The following is a 17426-nucleotide window of genomic DNA, read 5'->3' as shown; positions in this document are numbered from 1 at the left end:
CATACGTTATTATAGGAAGACTTATTTTAGGAGGGCTCATGATGACTGTGATTTCTGAAACTGTAAAAGAAATGCACGGCTACAGGCTACATATCGTGCAAACGGAAAAATACAAAACCAATACCTTTGTTTGGAAAATGAAATCCCCTCTGAATAAGGAAGATAATACACTGCGAGCACTTTTACCATATGTGTTACAAAGTAGCTCAAAAGCCTACCCATCAACTACCCATTTACGTTCATATTTAGATGAATTATACGGCGCCTCCCTTTATGTTGATTTAGCAAAAAAGGGAGAATACCATATCATTAGCTTTTCATTAGAAGTAGCTAATGAAAAGTTTTTATCTGACCCTACACCATTATTAAAGAAAGCAATTGAGTTTTTTTCTGAAATATTAACGAAGCCGAACGCTGACAATTCAACATTTGACCAAACAACAGTGGAAAGTGAAAAGCGAACGCTGAAGCAACGGATTCAATCTGTATATGATGATAAAATGCGCTATTCAAGCTTCCGATTGGTAGAAGAAATGTGTAAAGAAGAGCCGTATGCCTTAAGTGTGCATGGTCAGATGGAGGATGTCGACAAAATTACACCCCAACGACTCTATCAATATTACCAGCAAGCTTTTTCCGAAGACGAAATGGACTTTTATGTGATTGGTGATGTTAAAGCCGAGGAAGTTCAAGCAATTGCAAATGAGCTTTTGCAATTTGAAGCAAGAACACCTAAAACAGCCGAAAATCACCGAACCTATCAGTCACTTGAAGTGAAGGAAGTACAGGAAGTTCAAGATGTAAAGCAAGGAAAGCTGAATATTGGTTATCGCACTAATGTAGCTTACGGTGATGAGGATTATTTTGCGCTGCAGGTGTTTAATGGTATTTATGGCGGCTTCTCACACTCCAAGCTTTTCATTAATGTCCGAGAAAAAGCCAGCCTAGCGTACTACTGTGCTAGTCGACTTGAAAGCCATAAAGGGCTAATGATGGTGATGTCGGGTATCGACCATAATCATTATGATCAAGCGGTATCGATTATTAAAGAGCAAATGCAAGCGATGAAACAAGGAGATTTTACCGACCAGGAGCTAGAGCAAACAAAAGCTGTGATAAAAAACCAATTGCTTGAAACCATTGATACATCTCGTGGTATGATTGAAATCCTTTACCATAATGTTGTTTCTCACACGAATATTGCCTTGTCTGAATGGCTTGAGCAAATGGATAAAACGAACCGTGAGCAAATCATTAAGGTTGCTGAAAAAATAGAGCTAGACACCATTTATTTTCTAACTGGAACGGAGGCGGGCAAATGATGGAGAAAATAACCTTTGACCAGCTCCAAGAAGAATTATTTTATCAAAAAATGGATAATGGTTTAGATGTTTACATTTTACCAAAAAAAGGGTTTAACAAAACGTTTGCTACGTTTACAACGAAGTACGGGTCGATTGATAATCATTTTGTTGCGCATGGAAAATCAGATTTTGCTAAGGTCCCAGATGGAATAGCCCATTTCCTTGAGCATAAACTGTTCGAAAAAGAAGATGGCGATGTGTTTCAGCAATTTAGTCGACAAGGTGCATCTGCAAATGCATTTACATCCTTTACCCTGGACGGCTTATTTATTTTCAAGTACTGCAGATGTTGAGAGAAACTTAGAAACGTTAATTGACTTTGTTCAAGAACCATATTTTTCTGAGCAAACTGTTGAAAAGGAAAAAGGAATTATTGGCCAGGAAATAACGATGTATGATGACAATCCCGATTGGCGTCTATATTTTGGTCTCATCGAGAGTATGTACCATACGCACCCGGTAAAAATTGATATTGCGGGAACAATCGAGTCGATTTCTCACATTACCAAGGATATGCTGTATGAATGCTACCATACCTTTTATCATCCTAGTAATATGTTGCTGTTCATTGTTGGTCCTGTAGATCCTGAGGCAATCATGAAGCAGGTGGTTGACAACCAAGCGAAGAAAAAATATGACAAGCAGACAGACATTCAGCGAAAATACGATGCTGAGCCGGCTCCAGTTGCTGAACCAAACAAGGTATTAAAGATGAATGTCCAAACTTCAAAATGCTTAGTCGGGATTAAGGCTCCAAATGTTGATTTAGCTGGGGAGCAGATGCTCAAGCACGAATTAACGGTGAATGTCTTAATGGATCTCTTGTTTAGTAAAAGCACTGAAAACTATCACAAGTTATATAGTGAAGGTTTAATTGATGAAACGTTTTCGTTTGATTACACATTAGAAAAGGGCTTTGGGTTTGCAATGGTCGGTGGCGATACAAATGAACCAGATAAGTTGGCTGAAACGCTTAAAGCAATGTTTTTTGACGCAAAGAATGGCAATGCCTTCTCGGAGGAAGCATTAAGTCGCTCGAAAAAGAAAAAAATTGGGGCATTCCTACGAGCGGTTAACTCGCCTGAATATATAGCGAATCAATTTACACGCTACGCCTTCAATGAGATGGACCTATTTGCGGTCGTGCCAACACTTGAACAAATAACGCTAGAAGATGTTAAGGCAGCATGTTCAGAGCTTGTTTCACAAGAGCGATTTGCAGTTTGCCAAGTAGTACCAAACTCAAAATAGAATACGTGAAAGCGTCGGAAAGCCTCGACGCTTTTTTCAATAGATAGAGCAAATTCTGGAGGAGAAGAAATGAAAAAATATGTATTAATTACAGGTGCTAGTGGGGGAATTGGACGAGCGATCGCTCTGAAGCTTGCCGAGGAAGGGTATTCGTTGTATTTACATTATCACCAAAATGAAGGGGCGATACAGGAGCTCTTGACACAGCTTAAGAAATTTCCGGGAGAATACATCCCAATCCAAGCCAATTTAGCAGAACCAGACGGTTACAAACAAGTAGCGGCAAATATTTTCGGGATTGATGCAATTGTTCATAATAGCGGCAGTAGTCATTATGGTTTACTTGTTGATTTGGCTGAAAACGATCTGGATTATTTAATGACTCTGCACCTGCGGACACCAATGCTTTTGACAAAAGAATTACTTCCGAAAATGCTGGCTAAGAGACAGGGAAATATTATTGTGATCTCTTCGATTTGGGGACAAACGGGCGCAGCCTGTGAAGTGGCTTATTCAACGGTTAAAGGGGGGCAATTGTCCTTTATAAAGGCGTTAAGTAAAGAGGTAGCACTAAATGGTATCCGGGCCAATGCGATTGCTCCAGGCGCAATCTATACAGAAATGCTAAGCCAGTTTAATGATCAAGAATTAGAAATGCTCAAGGCTGATATACCTGGTAGGGAAACTCGGCACACCTGGAAAATATTAGCGATGCCGTTGCATTCCTTCTATCCGATCAAGCCGTCTACATAACAGGTCAAACACTTAGTATAAATGGTGGCTGGTATATTTAACTAATTGTTGATTGGAGCGGGAATCAACATCCAAGCTTAAAATAACGAATGATTTTATAAAACCAATGTATAGAATCTACCCTCTTTAAACAAAATAACAACGACTACTTTTTAAGGAGGTTTCACGATGTCTGTTTTAGATAACTGGTCACAATGGAAGGATTTCTTAGGAGATCGTCTTCATCAAGCTCAAAACACAGGGATGAACAAGGAAATCGTTACAGATCTTGCTTATCAAATTGGTGATTATTTGGCAAAGCAGGTTGAGCCAAAAAACGAGCAGGAAAAGATTCTAGCTGACTTATGGTCAGTTGCATCTCCTGGATGAGCAGCATGCGATCGCTAATCTCATGGTGAAGCTTGTCTCCAATGATGGAACTCAGTGATAAGCTGATTTTAAAAAGAGAGGAATTCCTCTCTTTTTTAATGGATAATTTGACCATAATAATGATATTCCTTAAATATGGATAGCTTGTTTTGTTTTTCCTTTCATCTTCATTCAAAATCATTTATTATAGTACCTAGAGTGAAAAAAAGGGGATAAATATCTCTTGACTGGAGATGGAGGGGTAATGTTGGAGAAAAAGAATGGTATCTAGAATATGAAATACAGAAAAACCGCCCTGGTCTACTAGGTGATATTTCCTCATTGCTAGGTATGTTAAAAATCAATATTGTGACGATCAATGGAATTGATGCTGGCCGTAGAGGTCTGCTAATAAAAGCAGAAGATAACGAACGTATTCAACGCTTAGAGTCAATTTTAAATACAATGGACACAATAAAAATAATTAAGCTAAGAGAGCCTAAGCTTATGGATCGGTTAGCAGTCCGCCACGGACGATACATACAAAGAGATGCAGATGATAAAAAAACGTTCCGCTTTATTCGTGACGAGCTTGGTGTTTTAGTTGATTTTATGGCAGAATTAATGAAGCAGGATGGACATAAGCTAATTGGAATTCGTGGAATGCCTCGTGTCGGGAAAACAGAATCGATTGTTGCATCAAGTGTTTGTGCTAGTAAGAGGTGGTTGTTCGTTTCTTCAACCTTGCTTAAGCAGACAATCCGAAATCAATTAATCGAGGATGAATATAGCGAAAACAATGTGTTCATTATCGATGGAATTGTTTCTACACGGAGAGCTAATGAAAGACATTGGCAGCTTATTCGTGAAATTATGCGCATGCCAACTGTGAAGGTAATTGAACACCCAGATGTTTTTGTTCAAAACACCGAGTATACCATGGATGATTTCGACTATATTATTGAACTTAGAAATGACCCTAGCGAGGAAATAACCTATGAATTAGTCGAGCATAACCCTGTTTCAGAGTTTGGCGGGTTTGATTTTTAACTTTTATTCAGCAATTATTGGTGGTGATTTCAGTGACTGAATTAGGAATTAAGCTAAAGGAAGCCCGCGAATTGAGAGGGCTAAGCTTAGATGATTTACAAACTATAACGAAAATTCAAAAACGATACCTCCAGGGCATAGAAGAAGGAAACTATGCAATGATGCCTGGTAAATTTTACGTGCGCGCATTTATTAAACAATATGCGGAAGCAGTAGGACTAGAAGCAGATGAATTATTTGATCAATTCAAAGCAGATATCCCATCCGCTCATGATGAACAAATTACTGAGAATATCTCTCGTGTTCAAACGAAAAAAGCACTTCCTGCAGGGAGCTCTAAAGTAATCGATATGCTTCCAAAAATTCTTATTGGCGCTTTCGTTATAGGTCTTATTGCTGTCTTTTATATGTTTGCCCAAAGAGGTGCAAGCGAGGATGACAAAAATGAAACAGCCAAGGGCAACCAAACTGTCGTGGTTGATGAAGAGTCTGAGGACTTAAAGAAAACAGAAGCAGAAACTGAAAAAGAAAAGACAACAAATGAAGACAAAAAAACGGATGAAGCTGCCACTGACAAAGAACAGTCTAGCAGTGATAAAGAAGAAAAAAAGGATAAAACAACAACCCAAGCCTTAGCTGTTGTAACAGCTCAAGGTAGCGAGACCACCTATGAGCTTAAAAATACGGACAAGTTTGAATTAAAGGTGGCAACGACTGGAGAAACTTGGGTAAATATTTTAAATGGCAAAGGGACATCTTTCTATCAAGGGATGCTAAAAGCTGGAGCAACCGATAGTCAAACCTTTGATTTTTCAAAAGAAACTGAAGCTGTCATCGTGGTAGGCCGCACACTTGATACCCAGATTTACGTGAACGGGCAAAAGCTTGAATATGCTGTGCCACCTGCAGATGAAGTTCGTCAAGATATTACGATTCGCTACGTATTAACGAACCAATAGTCATCAACCCGATGGCTATTTTTCGCTTTTCTATTTGTCTAGCTGCAGCGGCTAGGGGCTCGGGGTCATAAGTCAATCCCTTCCGGAAATCAGGATTTCCTGCAGGGCTCGCCTTATGCCTGTCGCCCCTAAGCAAGCCGCTTCCGCTTTTCTATTTTTGGGAGGAAATATAATATGAATTTACCTAATAAGATTACTGTGTCGAGAATTTGTTTAATCCCATTATTCCTTATTGTAATGGTTGTAGATTTTAATTGGGGAGAGATGAGCTTTATCGGGGCTGAGATGCCGGTTACCCATTTTGTCGGAGCGCTTATTTTCATTATTGCTTCTACAACAGATTGGATTGATGGCCATCTTGCCAGAAAATATAATTTGGTTACCAATATGGGCAAATTTTTAGACCCACTTGCTGACAAACTGTTAGTTTCTGCAGCCTTAATCGTGTTGGTTGAGCTTGGATTTGCACCTTCATGGATTGTTATTATCATCATCAGCCGTGAATTTGCTGTTACCTGGACTTCGTTTGATTCTTGCAGGCACTGGAGAAGTGGTTGCCGCAAATATGTTAGGAAAAATCAAAACCTGGGCGCAAATCGTCGCCATTTCTGCATTACTACTACATAATACGATCTTTGAACTAATCAATATTCGTTTTGATTTAATTGCACTATGGGTGGCGTTAATCTTTACGATTTGGTCAGGTTGGGACTATTTTGCAAAAAATAAAGAAGTACTAGTGAATTCAAAATAATAGGATCAACTAAGGGGGCATCATCTTGAACGCAGAAATCATTGCGGTAGGAACAGAGCTTTTACTAGGTCAAATTGTGAATTCGAATGCGCAGTTTATCTCAAAGCAGCTCGCTGATCTAGGGATAAATGTTTTCTATCACACCGTTGTTGGTGATAATTCATTACGGTTGAAATCTGCACTGGAAATTGCTGAAGCTCGCTCAGATTTAATTATTTTTACCGGTGGACTTGGACCAACAAAAGATGATTTAACTAAGGAAACGATTGCGGCCCATTTAGGCAAAAAACTCGTCTTTGATCAAGATGCCTTAAAATCCATTGAGGATTATTTTGCGAAAACGAATCGGACGATGACCGAAAATAATCGTAAGCAGGCCTTAGTATTAGAAGGCGCACATGTCTTACCAAATGATAATGGCATGGCACCTGGCATGGCCTTAGCACACGATAAGCGTGTATATATGCTGTTTCCGGGACCACCAAGTGAAATGGGTCCAATGATGGCTCATTACGGATTTAACTATTTATTATCAAAACAAACCGATCGAGAAAAAATTGTATCAAGAGTGCTCCGTTTCTTCGGAATTGGCGAGGCAACACTCGAAACAGAAATTGATGACTTAATAGAACAACAAACGAATCCGACCATTGCACCGCTCGCAGCTGATGGGGAAGTGACATTGCGATTAACTGCCAAGCACGCAGAAGTTTCAGAGGCTGAGAGATTACTTGATTCAACGGAAGCTGAAATCAGGAAACGTGTTGGTGAGTTTCTCTATGGTTATGATGAAACCTCTCTGCTCGAGGAAGCAATGAAACTATTACAGCAGCAAGGTCTGACCATTGCTTGCGCTGAATCACTAACAGGAGGCTTGTATCAGCAGAACATTACATCTGTCGCTGGATCCAGTCAGATTTTAAAAGGAGGAGTCGTTTGCTACACGAATGAAGTGAAGGCAAACATCCTCCATGTGAAAAAAGAAACTATAGATACAGACGGAGTCGTTAGTGAAGCCTGCGCAGAACAATTAGCGCGCAATGTTGCAGACCTAATGGGAGCGAATATCGGCATAAGCTTTACAGGTGTTGCCGGACCTACCGAATCAGAAGGAAAGCCGGTTGGAACGGTTTATATCGGCCTTCATATCGAAGGAAAACCAACCTTCGTTAAAAAGCTTCTCCTTGCCGGTAACCGTGATGCGGTTCGCAGTCGCACCGTGAAGCATGGCTTCTACTTATTAATAAAAAAATTATCAGAGACACAGAATGCTTAGTTGGCATTCTGTGTGATTGTCGACAAAAGGGGTTCGGAATGTCATATTCTGAACCCCTTTTGGTTGAAAGATTTTTGACCCCGCTTAGTCCCAGATTAGTCTGAGCTATAGGTTATGGAACGGACATATGGTTCTTTATTTTATAATATAATCGTTTTGCAAGAATTAAGAGGACATATGGTGCCTTATTTATATAAAAACCACTGAAATATCCCAAATAATGATTAAATAGAGAATCTGTTGTCCGTTTAGCCTATCAAAACAACACTTTTTGTTCATATCAGCGGAACACATGTCCGCTGCCTTAAGTGTTTTTTAAATAAGTCAATTTTGTTTTTTCCCATTCTGTTGATTTGACCTGAAATCGAAAGACTCTCTAGCAATAAACAACCAAATTTAAAAGATATATTTGTAACTTTGTTGTTTGTATGCGAATTTGTATTTTATAGTAAAAAATCCCCTCGGAATTTCAATTTTTCATAGGGGAAAGTTTTATTTTTACCCGAAATATTGGCATAGAAAAAAGCGAATAAATGTTCGATGTTTTTGTGGACAAACAAAAAAAAAGCAGTTATATTATAAATAGGTTTTGAGATGAGACAAGGAAGGGAAAGAGGTGAAAAGTACGTTTAACTAAAAACAGCGATCACAAGAATCACCACGTGAAAGCCAATAGGTTTTGGTCAAATCAAAGTTTGATCATAGAAACGTACAGGAATTACTGCTTTTTCTTCCTTGTTATTATAAAGGAGGAACAGAAGTGGCAAATGATCGTCAAGCTGCCTTAGAAATGGCATTGAAACAAATAGAAAAACAATTCGGTAAAGGCTCCATCATGAAACTTGGTGAGCAAACCGACCGCAAGATTTCCACTATTCCAAGTGGATCGCTTGCATTGGACATAGCACTAGGAGTAGGTGGGTACCCTCGAGGAAGAATTATTGAGATTTATGGTGAGTGATTCGTAACTTTATTGATTTTCTAAAGATACGAATATCGCCCGCTTGTTGGGAAACTGGCAAGATGAAAGGGGCAAAATCGGAAAACATCTCATAATTTGAGAAAATTCCGAGGTAACTGGATGAATTAAAAAGCATCAAGTACCGTAACGCGTACCAGGTGAACCTACTAAATGTAGAATATAATCCTGGCAAGAGTGTCCCTTCCCTAACAGATCATGCTGAGGGAGAATATGTACGCTGAGCTGAGTTGGAAACGACCAACTGTAGTTACACGTTTACCAGAGCGTGTAATGATGAGGGTGACCTCCAGAAGCAAGGATAAAAAGCCTTGTGTATAACAATCCTGCCCGAATCATCTGGTAAAACCACTGTAGCCCTACACGCAATTGCTGAAGTTCAAGCAAAAGGCGGTCAAGCAGCATTTATTGATGCTGAGCACGCCCTTGATCCAGTATATGCTCAAAATTTAGGTGTAAACATTGATGAATTGCTTCTTTCTCAACCAGATACAGGTGAGCAAGCATTAGAAATCGCTGAAGCACTTGTACGCAGTGGCGCAGTTGACATCCTTGTCATCGACTCTGTAGCTGCACTTGTACCAAAAGCGGAAATTGAAGGCGAAATGGGAGATGCCCACGTAGGTTTACAAGCCCGCTTAATGTCACAAGCACTTCGTAAATTATCAGGTGCCATCAACAAATCAAAAACAATTGCCATTTTCATCAACCAAATTCGTGAAAAAGTTGGTGTTATGTTCGGAAATCAACTTGTAGTTGCTTAATTTTGATTTTCACCGATTTAATTCTTAGATTATCCATGAAAATGAACTCGAAGATTTAAACGGTGTAATTAACAAAATTAAGGAGTTTACTCTGGGTTTCCCTTGCTAGCGATAGCATGAAAAAAACCTTGTGAACCCTTTTGCCTAGGGGTGTGGCTGTAATAGCTGCTAACGGTGAAGCCCTCCATATTTATGGGTAATACCGTGCCAAGCCTTATTAAATCCATAAGGAAGGTGTAGAGACTACCGAAAAGTGCTATTTAAGTAAACTGAGTAGGGTACGGCAGAGGATAGGCTGCTGCTGGAAGTGCAAGGCTCTCTATTTTGGAGATGAAGAGATAGTCCGCACTATAGAAATGGTAAATCTATAGAATATGCCAGAAACAACACCAGGTGGACGCGCCCTTAAGTTCTACTCAACTGTTCGACTTGAAGTGCGTCGTGCTGAACAATTAAAACAAGGTAACGATATTGTTGGTAACAAGACAAAGATTAAAGTTGTTAAAAATAAAGTGGCTCCTCCTTTCCGTGTCGCAGAAGTTGATATTATGTACGGAGAAGGTATCTCTAAAGAAGGCGAAATTATCGATATGGGCTCAGAGCTTGATATCGTTCAAAAGAGCGGATCTTGGTATTCATACAATGACGAACGCGTTGGTCAAGGTCGTGAGAATGCGAAGCTTTATTTAAAAGAAAACAAAGAAATCCGTTCTGAGATTCAACAAAAAATTCGCGATCACTATAACTTAGACGCTGAAAAGACCGTTACAGAGACTGATGATCAAGAGGAACTTGATTTAATAGACTAAATATTTTGCAGCAAGGCCATATTTCGGCTTTGCTGTTTTTCTATTATTTGGTTAGAAAGTAAAGAGAATGAGGCAAATAGAGGAAACCCCTTTAATATACAGGTCAATTTCGATAAACTGGGTAATTTTCTATCGTTTTAATAAAAAATGTTGTTCTTATTTTAAACTTCCAAATAAATATCTTTAATATAACCTGTATTTTTAATAAGAAATGATATTTTTGCAGAAATATATGCACCCGATTTTTCATATATGCACGCGAAAAGCCATATATGATTCAAGTCAAAAAATATATGATAAAACTTTGAAAAAATATGCACGACTTTCAATCCGATATGATCCGACTTCGAGAAAATATGCATGTTTCCCAATCCTTATGATACAAGTTTTTCTGATATGCACGACTTTCTCGAAATATGATCCAAGTTCTTAAATCAAAAAAATGATAACGTTCATCCGAAAATACCTAAATTCATCCTATTATCTTACCTCCACACACCCAATATGAAGCCTCAGCACTACAAACAAAAAATTATTTCCAAAATACGGCATTAGAAAACCCATTAATTGGGAAAACTAGATATCACAAGGGGGAAACCCTTGACAATAAAATTCCACAGCTTTACAATTGAAGATGTATATTTTACATTTTTATGAGTATGTGAAATGTTAAAAGCCCTCGTGCTGTATATTGATGTGAGAAACCAGTGTACATGCCGACATGTTAAGAAATGTATTAAAAGATCATAGCAAGAGGAGGTGAAACGATGGAACCTATTGCGATCATCTCCATTTTGCTTGGCCTATTCGTCGGTGCGGTTGTTGGCTATTTTATTCGTAAGTCCATTGCTGAAGCAAAGATTGCTGGTGCAACTAGTGCTGCAGAGCAGATTTTAGAAGATGCAAAGCGAGAAGCTGAAGCGTTAAAAAAGGAAGCACTGTTAGAAGCAAAGGACGAAATTCACAAGCTTCGTACAGAAGCTGAACGTGAGGTTCGAGAGCGAAGAAATGAACTGCAAAAACAAGAAAACCGTTTGCTGCAAAAAGAGGAGAATCTTGATCGAAAGGACGAATCGTTAGACAAGCGTGAAGCCCAATTAGAAAGAAAAGAGGATACTCTTAACCAAAGACAACAGCATATTGAAGAGATGGAAAGCAAAGTGGATGAGATGGTACGAATGCAACAAGCTGAATTAGAACGCATCTCAAGCTTATCGCGTGAAGAGGCAAAGAACATCATTTTGGACCGTATGGAACAGGAACTTGCCCATGATACTGCAATCATGATCAAAGAAAGCGAAAACCGTATTAAAGAAGAATCGGACAAGAAGGCAAAAGAAATACTGTCACTTGCGATTCAACGTTGTGCGGCTGACCATGTAGCAGAGACGACTGTTTCTGTTGTAAACCTACCAAATGATGAGATGAAAGGTCGAATTATTGGACGCGAAGGACGAAATATCCGTACTCTCGAAACATTAACTGGAATTGATCTCATTATTGATGACACTCCAGAAGCGGTTATTTTGTCAGGGTTTGACCCAATTCGTAGAGAAACGGCCCGCTTAGCTCTTGATAAGCTTGTACAAGACGGACGTATCCATCCTGCACGTATTGAAGAAATGGTGGATAAAGCTCGCCGTGAGGTTGATGAGCATATCCGCGAAATTGGTGAACACACTACCTTCGAGGTAGGCGTTCATGGGCTCCATCCGGATCTAATTAAGATTCTTGGCCGATTGAAGTTTCGGACAAGTTATGGCCAAAACGTGTTAAAGCATTCAATTGAAGTCGCTCAGCTTTCTGGATTATTGGCTGCTGAGTTAGGTGAAGATGAAACATTAGCGCGTCGTGCCGGATTACTTCACGATATTGGTAAGGCAATTGACCATGAAGTGGAAGGAAGCCATGTTGAGATTGGGGTAGAACTTGCTACGAAATACAAGGAACACCCAGTTGTTATTAACAGTATTGCTTCCCATCATGGAGATACTGAACCAACTTCAACCATTGCCGTCCTTGTTGCTGCTGCAGACGCATTATCTGCTGCGAGACCAGGAGCACGTAGCGAAACTCTTGAAAACTATATTCGTCGACTCGAAAAGCTTGAAGAGATTTCAGAGTCGTTTGATGGCGTTGAAAAGTCGTTTGCGATTCAAGCAGGTCGAGAAATCCGGATTATTGCTAAACCGGAACAAATCGATGACTTGGAAGCACATCGCTTAGCGCGAGATATTCGAAAGAGAATTGAAGAAGAACTTGATTACCCAGGTCATATAAAAGTGACGGTTATTCGGGAAACAAGAGCAGTAGAATATGCAAAATAAAGCGGTGCACTAAGCACCGCTTTTTTTATAGGATAAGAAAGTTTAACTTTTTGAAATAGAACAGTGTCTAGCTTCAGCGCCTAGCGCCTAGTGGACTTCACCCTCATTAAGTCAACATCGATTCGCACTATCGTGCTCATCGTGTTTCCTTTATCTCAGTCGGGATGGCTCCAGTCCATACGTCGCTGAGCGAGGCGCTTGCGCTTTTCTTATCCTCTGCGAAAGTGATGGAATACTTGAAACGTACTTAGCTTCATCAAGTCGTTGTGTATGCTTCAATATGGAACTATGCTAAAATGAAACACAGAAATCATTGTAATTGGAAAGGAAATAAAGATGAGAATTTTGTTTGTAGGAGATGTTGTAGGATCCCCTGGTCGAGATATGATCAAGGAGTATGTTCCGAAGCTAAAGGAGAAATACCGACCAACTTTAACGATCATAAATGGTGAGAACGCAGCAGGTGGAAAAGGAATAACGGAAGAAATTTATCGAAGCTTCCTTGAAATTGGTGCCCAAGCCGTAACGCTTGGTAATCATTCCTGGGATAATCGGGAGATTTTCGAGTTCATTGATAAAGCGAAATATTTAGTTCGTCCGGCAAACTTTCCAGAAGGCGTACCAGGAACTGGAATTGTCTACCTAAAGGTAAATCAAGATGAGGTGGCAATTATAAATTTACAGGGGCGGACCTTTATGCCGACAATTGATTGTCCATTTACAAAGGCAGATGAATTGGTCGAAGAAGCACGAAAGCGGACACCGATTATTTTTATTGATTTCCATGCAGAAGCAACTAGTGAAAAGCAAGCAATGGGGTGGTATTTGGATGGGAGAATATCAGCTATTGTAGGTACTCATACCCATGTTCAGACTGCTGATGAGCGTATTCTGCCGTCTGGTGCTGCCTATATTAGCGACGTTGGTATGACCAGGTCCTTATGATGGAATTCTAGGTGTTGAACGCGACGCGGTTATTAGGAGGTTTTTGACTAGTCTTCCAAGCCGATTTGAGGTACCAAAAGCAGGTCGAACTCAGCTGAGTGCGGTTTTAATTGACATCGATAAGAAAAACGGAACAGCTAAGAAAATTGAACGAATCCTTATCAACGATGATCATCCGTTTTTCTCATAATAAAATTCAGTTTAAATCAAAAATTACTTTTTAAAGCATGGATAAGCGTCCATGCTTGTTTTTTCGTCCAAGCTGGAATAACTCCTCCATTGAGCGAATATAGTAGCAATGGAATGATTTACACCTGATTTGTTCATGTAACTGAACATGCGGGATCGGGAATTAAACGAGGGGGAGCCAGGAATGGAAATATTAAAAGTTTCAGCAAAATCTAATCCTAATTCTGTAGCAGGTGCGCTTGCTGGTGTTCTACGTGAAAGAGGAGCTGCGGAAATACAAGCAATTGGCGCAGGTGCATTGAATCAAGCCGTAAAGGCGGTTGCCATCGCAAGAGGTTTCGTTGCACCAAGTGGAGTCGATTTAATTTGTATCCCGGCATTTACAGATATTAAAATTGACAACGAAGAACGTACAGCGATAAAGCTAATTGTAGAACCAAGATAGACAAAGGTAATGAGAATTGTAGTTAGCTAGTGACTGTTCGAAGGCTAGCTATAAATGGGAACGCACTTTTCAATATTGGTTAAAGTGTTATTTTTAAAAAACAATAGAAGGTTATACACAAAATACCTGTTTGGTGCAATTGCAAACAGGGTTTTTTTTGTGTATTTTCTAAACCCCAAATATTGAATCATATTCCAACTCCATAAAAAAACTATTTTAAAATACATATACAAATACAAATGTTTAATTTGGCAAAATGCCAATATCGTTATAAAACAGATAATCCCTTGTATTTATAGGGTTTTTCCACTTAAATAGACGAGTAATCAATCACTTTTTTTGAAGCAAATCAATAATATTTCTTAAAATAAAAAAATATTCACATTTTCGTCAAAATTTAGTCTTTAAGGGTTGCAATTTTTGACAGTAAGGTCTAGAATTGTAATCGTTTAGTACCATACTTTAAAAATTTTATAGGAAATTCTTTTTTCAATAAGGTTAATTTCTAGTGAATTGCTGAGGAAGGTGCTACACTGAGAATGTAAAAATATTCTACATATTTTCTTAACGTATCCAAAGGGGTGTAAGAAATGATTAATCAGCTTTCATGGAAAGTTGGCGGGCAGCAAGGGGAAGGCATAGAAAGTACAGGGGAAATATTTTCCATAGCCTTAAATCGTTTAGGCTACTATTTGTATGGATATCGTCACTTTTCATCTCGTATTAAAGGCGGCCACACAAATAATAAAATCCGCGTAAGTACGAAAGAAGTTCGTTCCATCTCAGATGATCTTGACATTTTGGTTGCATTTGACCAAGAAACGATTGATCTAAACTATAAAGAACTCCACGACAACGGAGTTATCATGGCAGATGCAAAGTTTAATCCACAACAACCAGCAGATACAAAGGCTTCATTGTATGCGGTTCCATTCACAGAAATCGCGACTGAACTTGGTACTTCATTAATGAAGAACATGGTAGCAATCGGGGCAACTAGTGCCGTGCTAGACCTTGATATTCATGTATTCGAAGAAGTAGTAACAGAGATCTTTGGTAAAAAGGGTCAGCAAGTCGTTGACAAAAACATGGAAGCAATTCGTTCTGGTTTTGAATATATGAAGGAAAAGCTTAATGATGGCATTGAACCAATGCATCTTGAAAAAGCGGATGGCCAAAAGCGTCTGTTTATGATTGGTAATGATGCAATCGCAATGGGAGCAATGGCTGGTGGATGTCGCTTCATGGCAGCTTATCCAATAACACCTGCTTCTGAAATTATGGAATATTTAATTAAGAAATTACCAGCATTAGGTGGAGCTGTTATTCAAACAGAAGATGAAATCGCAGCTGCAACAATGGCTATCGGTGCTAACTACGCTGGAGTTCGTTCTATTACAGCTTCTGCAGGTCCTGGTCTTTCATTAAAAATGGAAGCAATCGGACTAGCAGGTATCACAGAAACTCCTATTGTTATTGTTGATACACAACGTGGTGGTCCATCTACTGGTCTACCAACTAAGCAAGAGCAATCAGATTTAATGGCAATGATCTACGGAACACATGGTGAAATTCCAAAGATTGTAATGGCGCCAAGTACAGTTGAAGAGGCATTCTATGATGCTGCTGAAGCATTTAATCTAGCAGAAGAGTACCAATTGCCAGTCATCTTATTAACAGACCTGCAATTATCACTTGGTAAACAAACAGTTGAACCGCTAGATTATAGTAAAATCGAAATTCGCCGTGGTAAGCTAGTTAATGAAGAGCTTCCTGAGGTTGAAAATAAAGGCTACTTTAAACGTTATGAAGTAACAGAGGATGGAGTTTCTCCACGTACTATTCCTGGTATGAAAAATGGTATCCACCATGTAACTGGGGTAGAACATGCTGAAACAGGTAAACCGTCTGAATCTGCTGCAAATCGTATTGCACAGATGGATAAGCGTTTTAGAAAAATAGCAAACTTGAAATTTAATACACCAGTCTACAAAAACGCTCCGCATGAGGATGCCGATCTACTAATTGTTGGTTTCAACTCTACTAGAGGTGCAATTGAAGAAGCGATTGTTCGTTTAGAGCAAGATGGATTAAAGGTAAACCACGCACATATGCGTCTAATCCACCCATTCCCGCTTGATGAAATGCTACCACTAATCAATTCTGCTAAGAAAATTGCAGTAGTTGAAAACAACGCAACTGGTCAGCTTGCTAACATCATTAAAATGAATGTTCCATGTGCTGATAAGTTGGTTAAAATTGTGAAGTATGACGGAAATCCGTTCTTGCCGCATGAAGTTCATTCAAAATGCAAGGAGTTGTTCTAAAATGGCCACATTTAAAGACTTTCGTAATGATGTGAAACCAAACTGGTGTCCTGGATGTGGAGACTTTTCAGTGCAAGCTGCAATTCAACGTGCAGCTGCAAATGTCGGTTTAACGCCTGAAAACTTAGCTGTAATCTCTGGTATCGGTTGTTCCTGGACGTATTTCCGGTTACATTAACTCATATGGCTTCCACGGTATCCATGGTCGTGCATTGCCAATCGCCCAAGGGGTGAAAATGGCAAACCGTGATGTAACGGTTATCGCTTCAGGCGGTGACGGTGATGGATTCGCAATTGGTATGGGTCATACTGTCCATGCAATCCGTCGTAACATCAACATTACTTACATTGTAATGGATAACCAAATCTATGGTTTAACGAAGGGGCAGACATCTCCTCGTTCAGCTGCTGGATTTAAAACAAAATCAACGCCTATGGGATCAGTTGAACAAGCGATTTCACCAATTGAACTTGCCTTAACAGTTGGTGCAACATTTGTTGCTCAAAGCTTCTCTACTGATTTGAAGGATTTAACTGCTCTAATTGAAGCAGGAATCAAACATGAAGGCTTCTCTTTAATCAATGTGTTTAGTCCATGTGTAACTTATAATAAAGTGAACACTTATGACTGGTTTAAAGAAAACTTAACAAAAACTAGCTCAATTGAAGGCTATGATCCATCAAATCGCGAAAAAGCGATGCAATCATTGATGGAAAACAAAGGTCTATTAACTGGACTAATTTATCAAAATACAGAAAGAAAATCTTACCAAGATTTAATTTCTGGCTACTCAGAAAAACCTCTAACTCAAGCAAACCTTGAATTAGACCAAGAATACTTTGACAAGCTTGTTGAAGAATTCGTATAAAAATAGACTTTCCAAAC

7 protein-coding genes and 9 pseudogenes are annotated in these 17426 nt (G+C 39.3%); all 16 read left to right on the top strand.

Going from position 1 to position 17426, the window contains the following annotated elements:
- The first annotated feature begins 41 nt into the window (after positions 1-41).
- The 16 genes and pseudogenes from yfmF (at position 42) to RGF10_RS17710 (ending at position 17409) form a co-directional block, all read left to right on the top strand.
- A complete protein-coding gene (gene yfmF / locus RGF10_RS17785; RefSeq protein WP_318509563.1) occupies positions 42-1322 on the top strand; it encodes an EF-P 5-aminopentanol modification-associated protein YfmF in 1281 nt (426 codons plus the stop codon).
- Positions 1322-2615 (top strand): annotated as a pseudogene (yfmH, locus tag RGF10_RS17780) (EF-P 5-aminopentanol modification-associated protein YfmH). The gene yfmF and the pseudogene yfmH overlap by 1 nt, the downstream one beginning before the upstream one ends.
- A 69-nt stretch (positions 2616-2684) precedes the next feature.
- Positions 2685-3409 (top strand): annotated as a pseudogene (gene ymfI / locus RGF10_RS17775) (elongation factor P 5-aminopentanone reductase).
- A gap of 127 nt (positions 3410-3536) precedes the next feature.
- A pseudogene (locus RGF10_RS17770) lies at positions 3537-3795 on the top strand (DUF3243 domain-containing protein).
- A gap of 263 nt (positions 3796-4058) precedes the next feature.
- Positions 4059-4766, top strand: a complete 708-nt coding sequence (locus tag RGF10_RS17765) for a DUF3388 domain-containing protein (RefSeq protein ID WP_318504409.1) — start codon at positions 4059-4061, stop codon at positions 4764-4766.
- A 32-nt stretch (positions 4767-4798) separates the two neighbouring features.
- Positions 4799-5725 carry a helix-turn-helix domain-containing protein gene (locus tag RGF10_RS17760; protein WP_318504403.1) on the top strand — a complete coding sequence of 309 codons (927 nt, stop codon included), beginning with the start codon at positions 4799-4801 and terminating at the stop codon, positions 5723-5725.
- A gap of 174 nt (positions 5726-5899) precedes the next feature.
- Positions 5900-6479: pseudogene (gene pgsA / locus RGF10_RS17755) on the top strand (CDP-diacylglycerol--glycerol-3-phosphate 3-phosphatidyltransferase).
- 25 nt (positions 6480-6504) lie between these two features.
- On the top strand, positions 6505-7755 hold the full coding sequence (locus RGF10_RS17750; RefSeq protein WP_318504384.1) for a competence/damage-inducible protein A: 1251 nt from the start codon (positions 6505-6507) through the stop codon (positions 7753-7755).
- Positions 7756-8545: 790 nt separating this feature from the next.
- A pseudogene (locus RGF10_RS17745) lies at positions 8546-8710 on the top strand (DNA recombination/repair protein RecA); the annotation flags it as partial.
- Positions 8711-9063: 353 nt separating this feature from the next.
- Positions 9064-9480, top strand: a pseudogene (locus tag RGF10_RS17740) (DNA recombination/repair protein RecA); the annotation flags it as partial.
- Positions 9481-9875: 395 nt separating this feature from the next.
- Positions 9876-10307: pseudogene (locus RGF10_RS17735) on the top strand (DNA recombination/repair protein RecA); the annotation flags it as partial.
- Between the two features lie 767 nt (positions 10308-11074).
- Positions 11075-12634: a ribonuclease Y gene (gene rny, locus RGF10_RS17730; RefSeq protein ID WP_318504376.1), complete on the top strand. Its 1560-nt coding sequence runs from the start codon at positions 11075-11077 to the stop codon at positions 12632-12634.
- Between the two features lie 336 nt (positions 12635-12970).
- Positions 12971-13769: pseudogene (locus RGF10_RS17725) on the top strand (TIGR00282 family metallophosphoesterase).
- Positions 13770-13952: 183 nt separating this feature from the next.
- Positions 13953-14213: a stage V sporulation protein SpoVS gene (gene spoVS, locus RGF10_RS17720; protein ID WP_147532215.1), complete on the top strand. Its 261-nt coding sequence runs from the start codon at positions 13953-13955 to the stop codon at positions 14211-14213.
- 590 nt (positions 14214-14803) lie between these two features.
- A complete protein-coding gene (locus RGF10_RS17715) occupies positions 14804-16540 on the top strand; it encodes a 2-oxoacid:acceptor oxidoreductase subunit alpha (protein ID WP_318504360.1) in 1737 nt (578 codons plus the stop codon).
- Between the two features lies 1 nt (position 16541).
- Positions 16542-17409 (top strand): annotated as a pseudogene (locus RGF10_RS17710) (2-oxoacid:ferredoxin oxidoreductase subunit beta).
- Positions 17410-17426 lie beyond the last annotated feature (17 nt).

Source organism: Bacillus sp. T3 (genome assembly GCF_033449965.1).
GTDB lineage: Bacteria > Bacillota > Bacilli > Bacillales > Cytobacillaceae > Bacillus_BU.
Note: the sequence above shows the minus strand (reverse complement) of the source record. Positions and strands in the feature narration are given on the sequence as shown.

Excerpts from the sequence above, each read along its gene's own strand:
- yfmF (WP_318509563.1), top strand. The coding sequence starts at position 42 with ATGACTGTGATTTCTGAAACTGTAAAAGAAATGCACGGCTACAGGCTA.
- rny (WP_318504376.1), top strand. The coding sequence starts at position 11,075 with ATGGAACCTATTGCGATCATCTCCATTTTGCTTGGCCTATTCGTCGGT.
- spoVS (WP_147532215.1), top strand. The coding sequence starts at position 13,953 with ATGGAAATATTAAAAGTTTCAGCAAAATCTAATCCTAATTCTGTAGCA.
- RGF10_RS17715 (WP_318504360.1), top strand. The coding sequence starts at position 14,804 with ATGATTAATCAGCTTTCATGGAAAGTTGGCGGGCAGCAAGGGGAAGGC.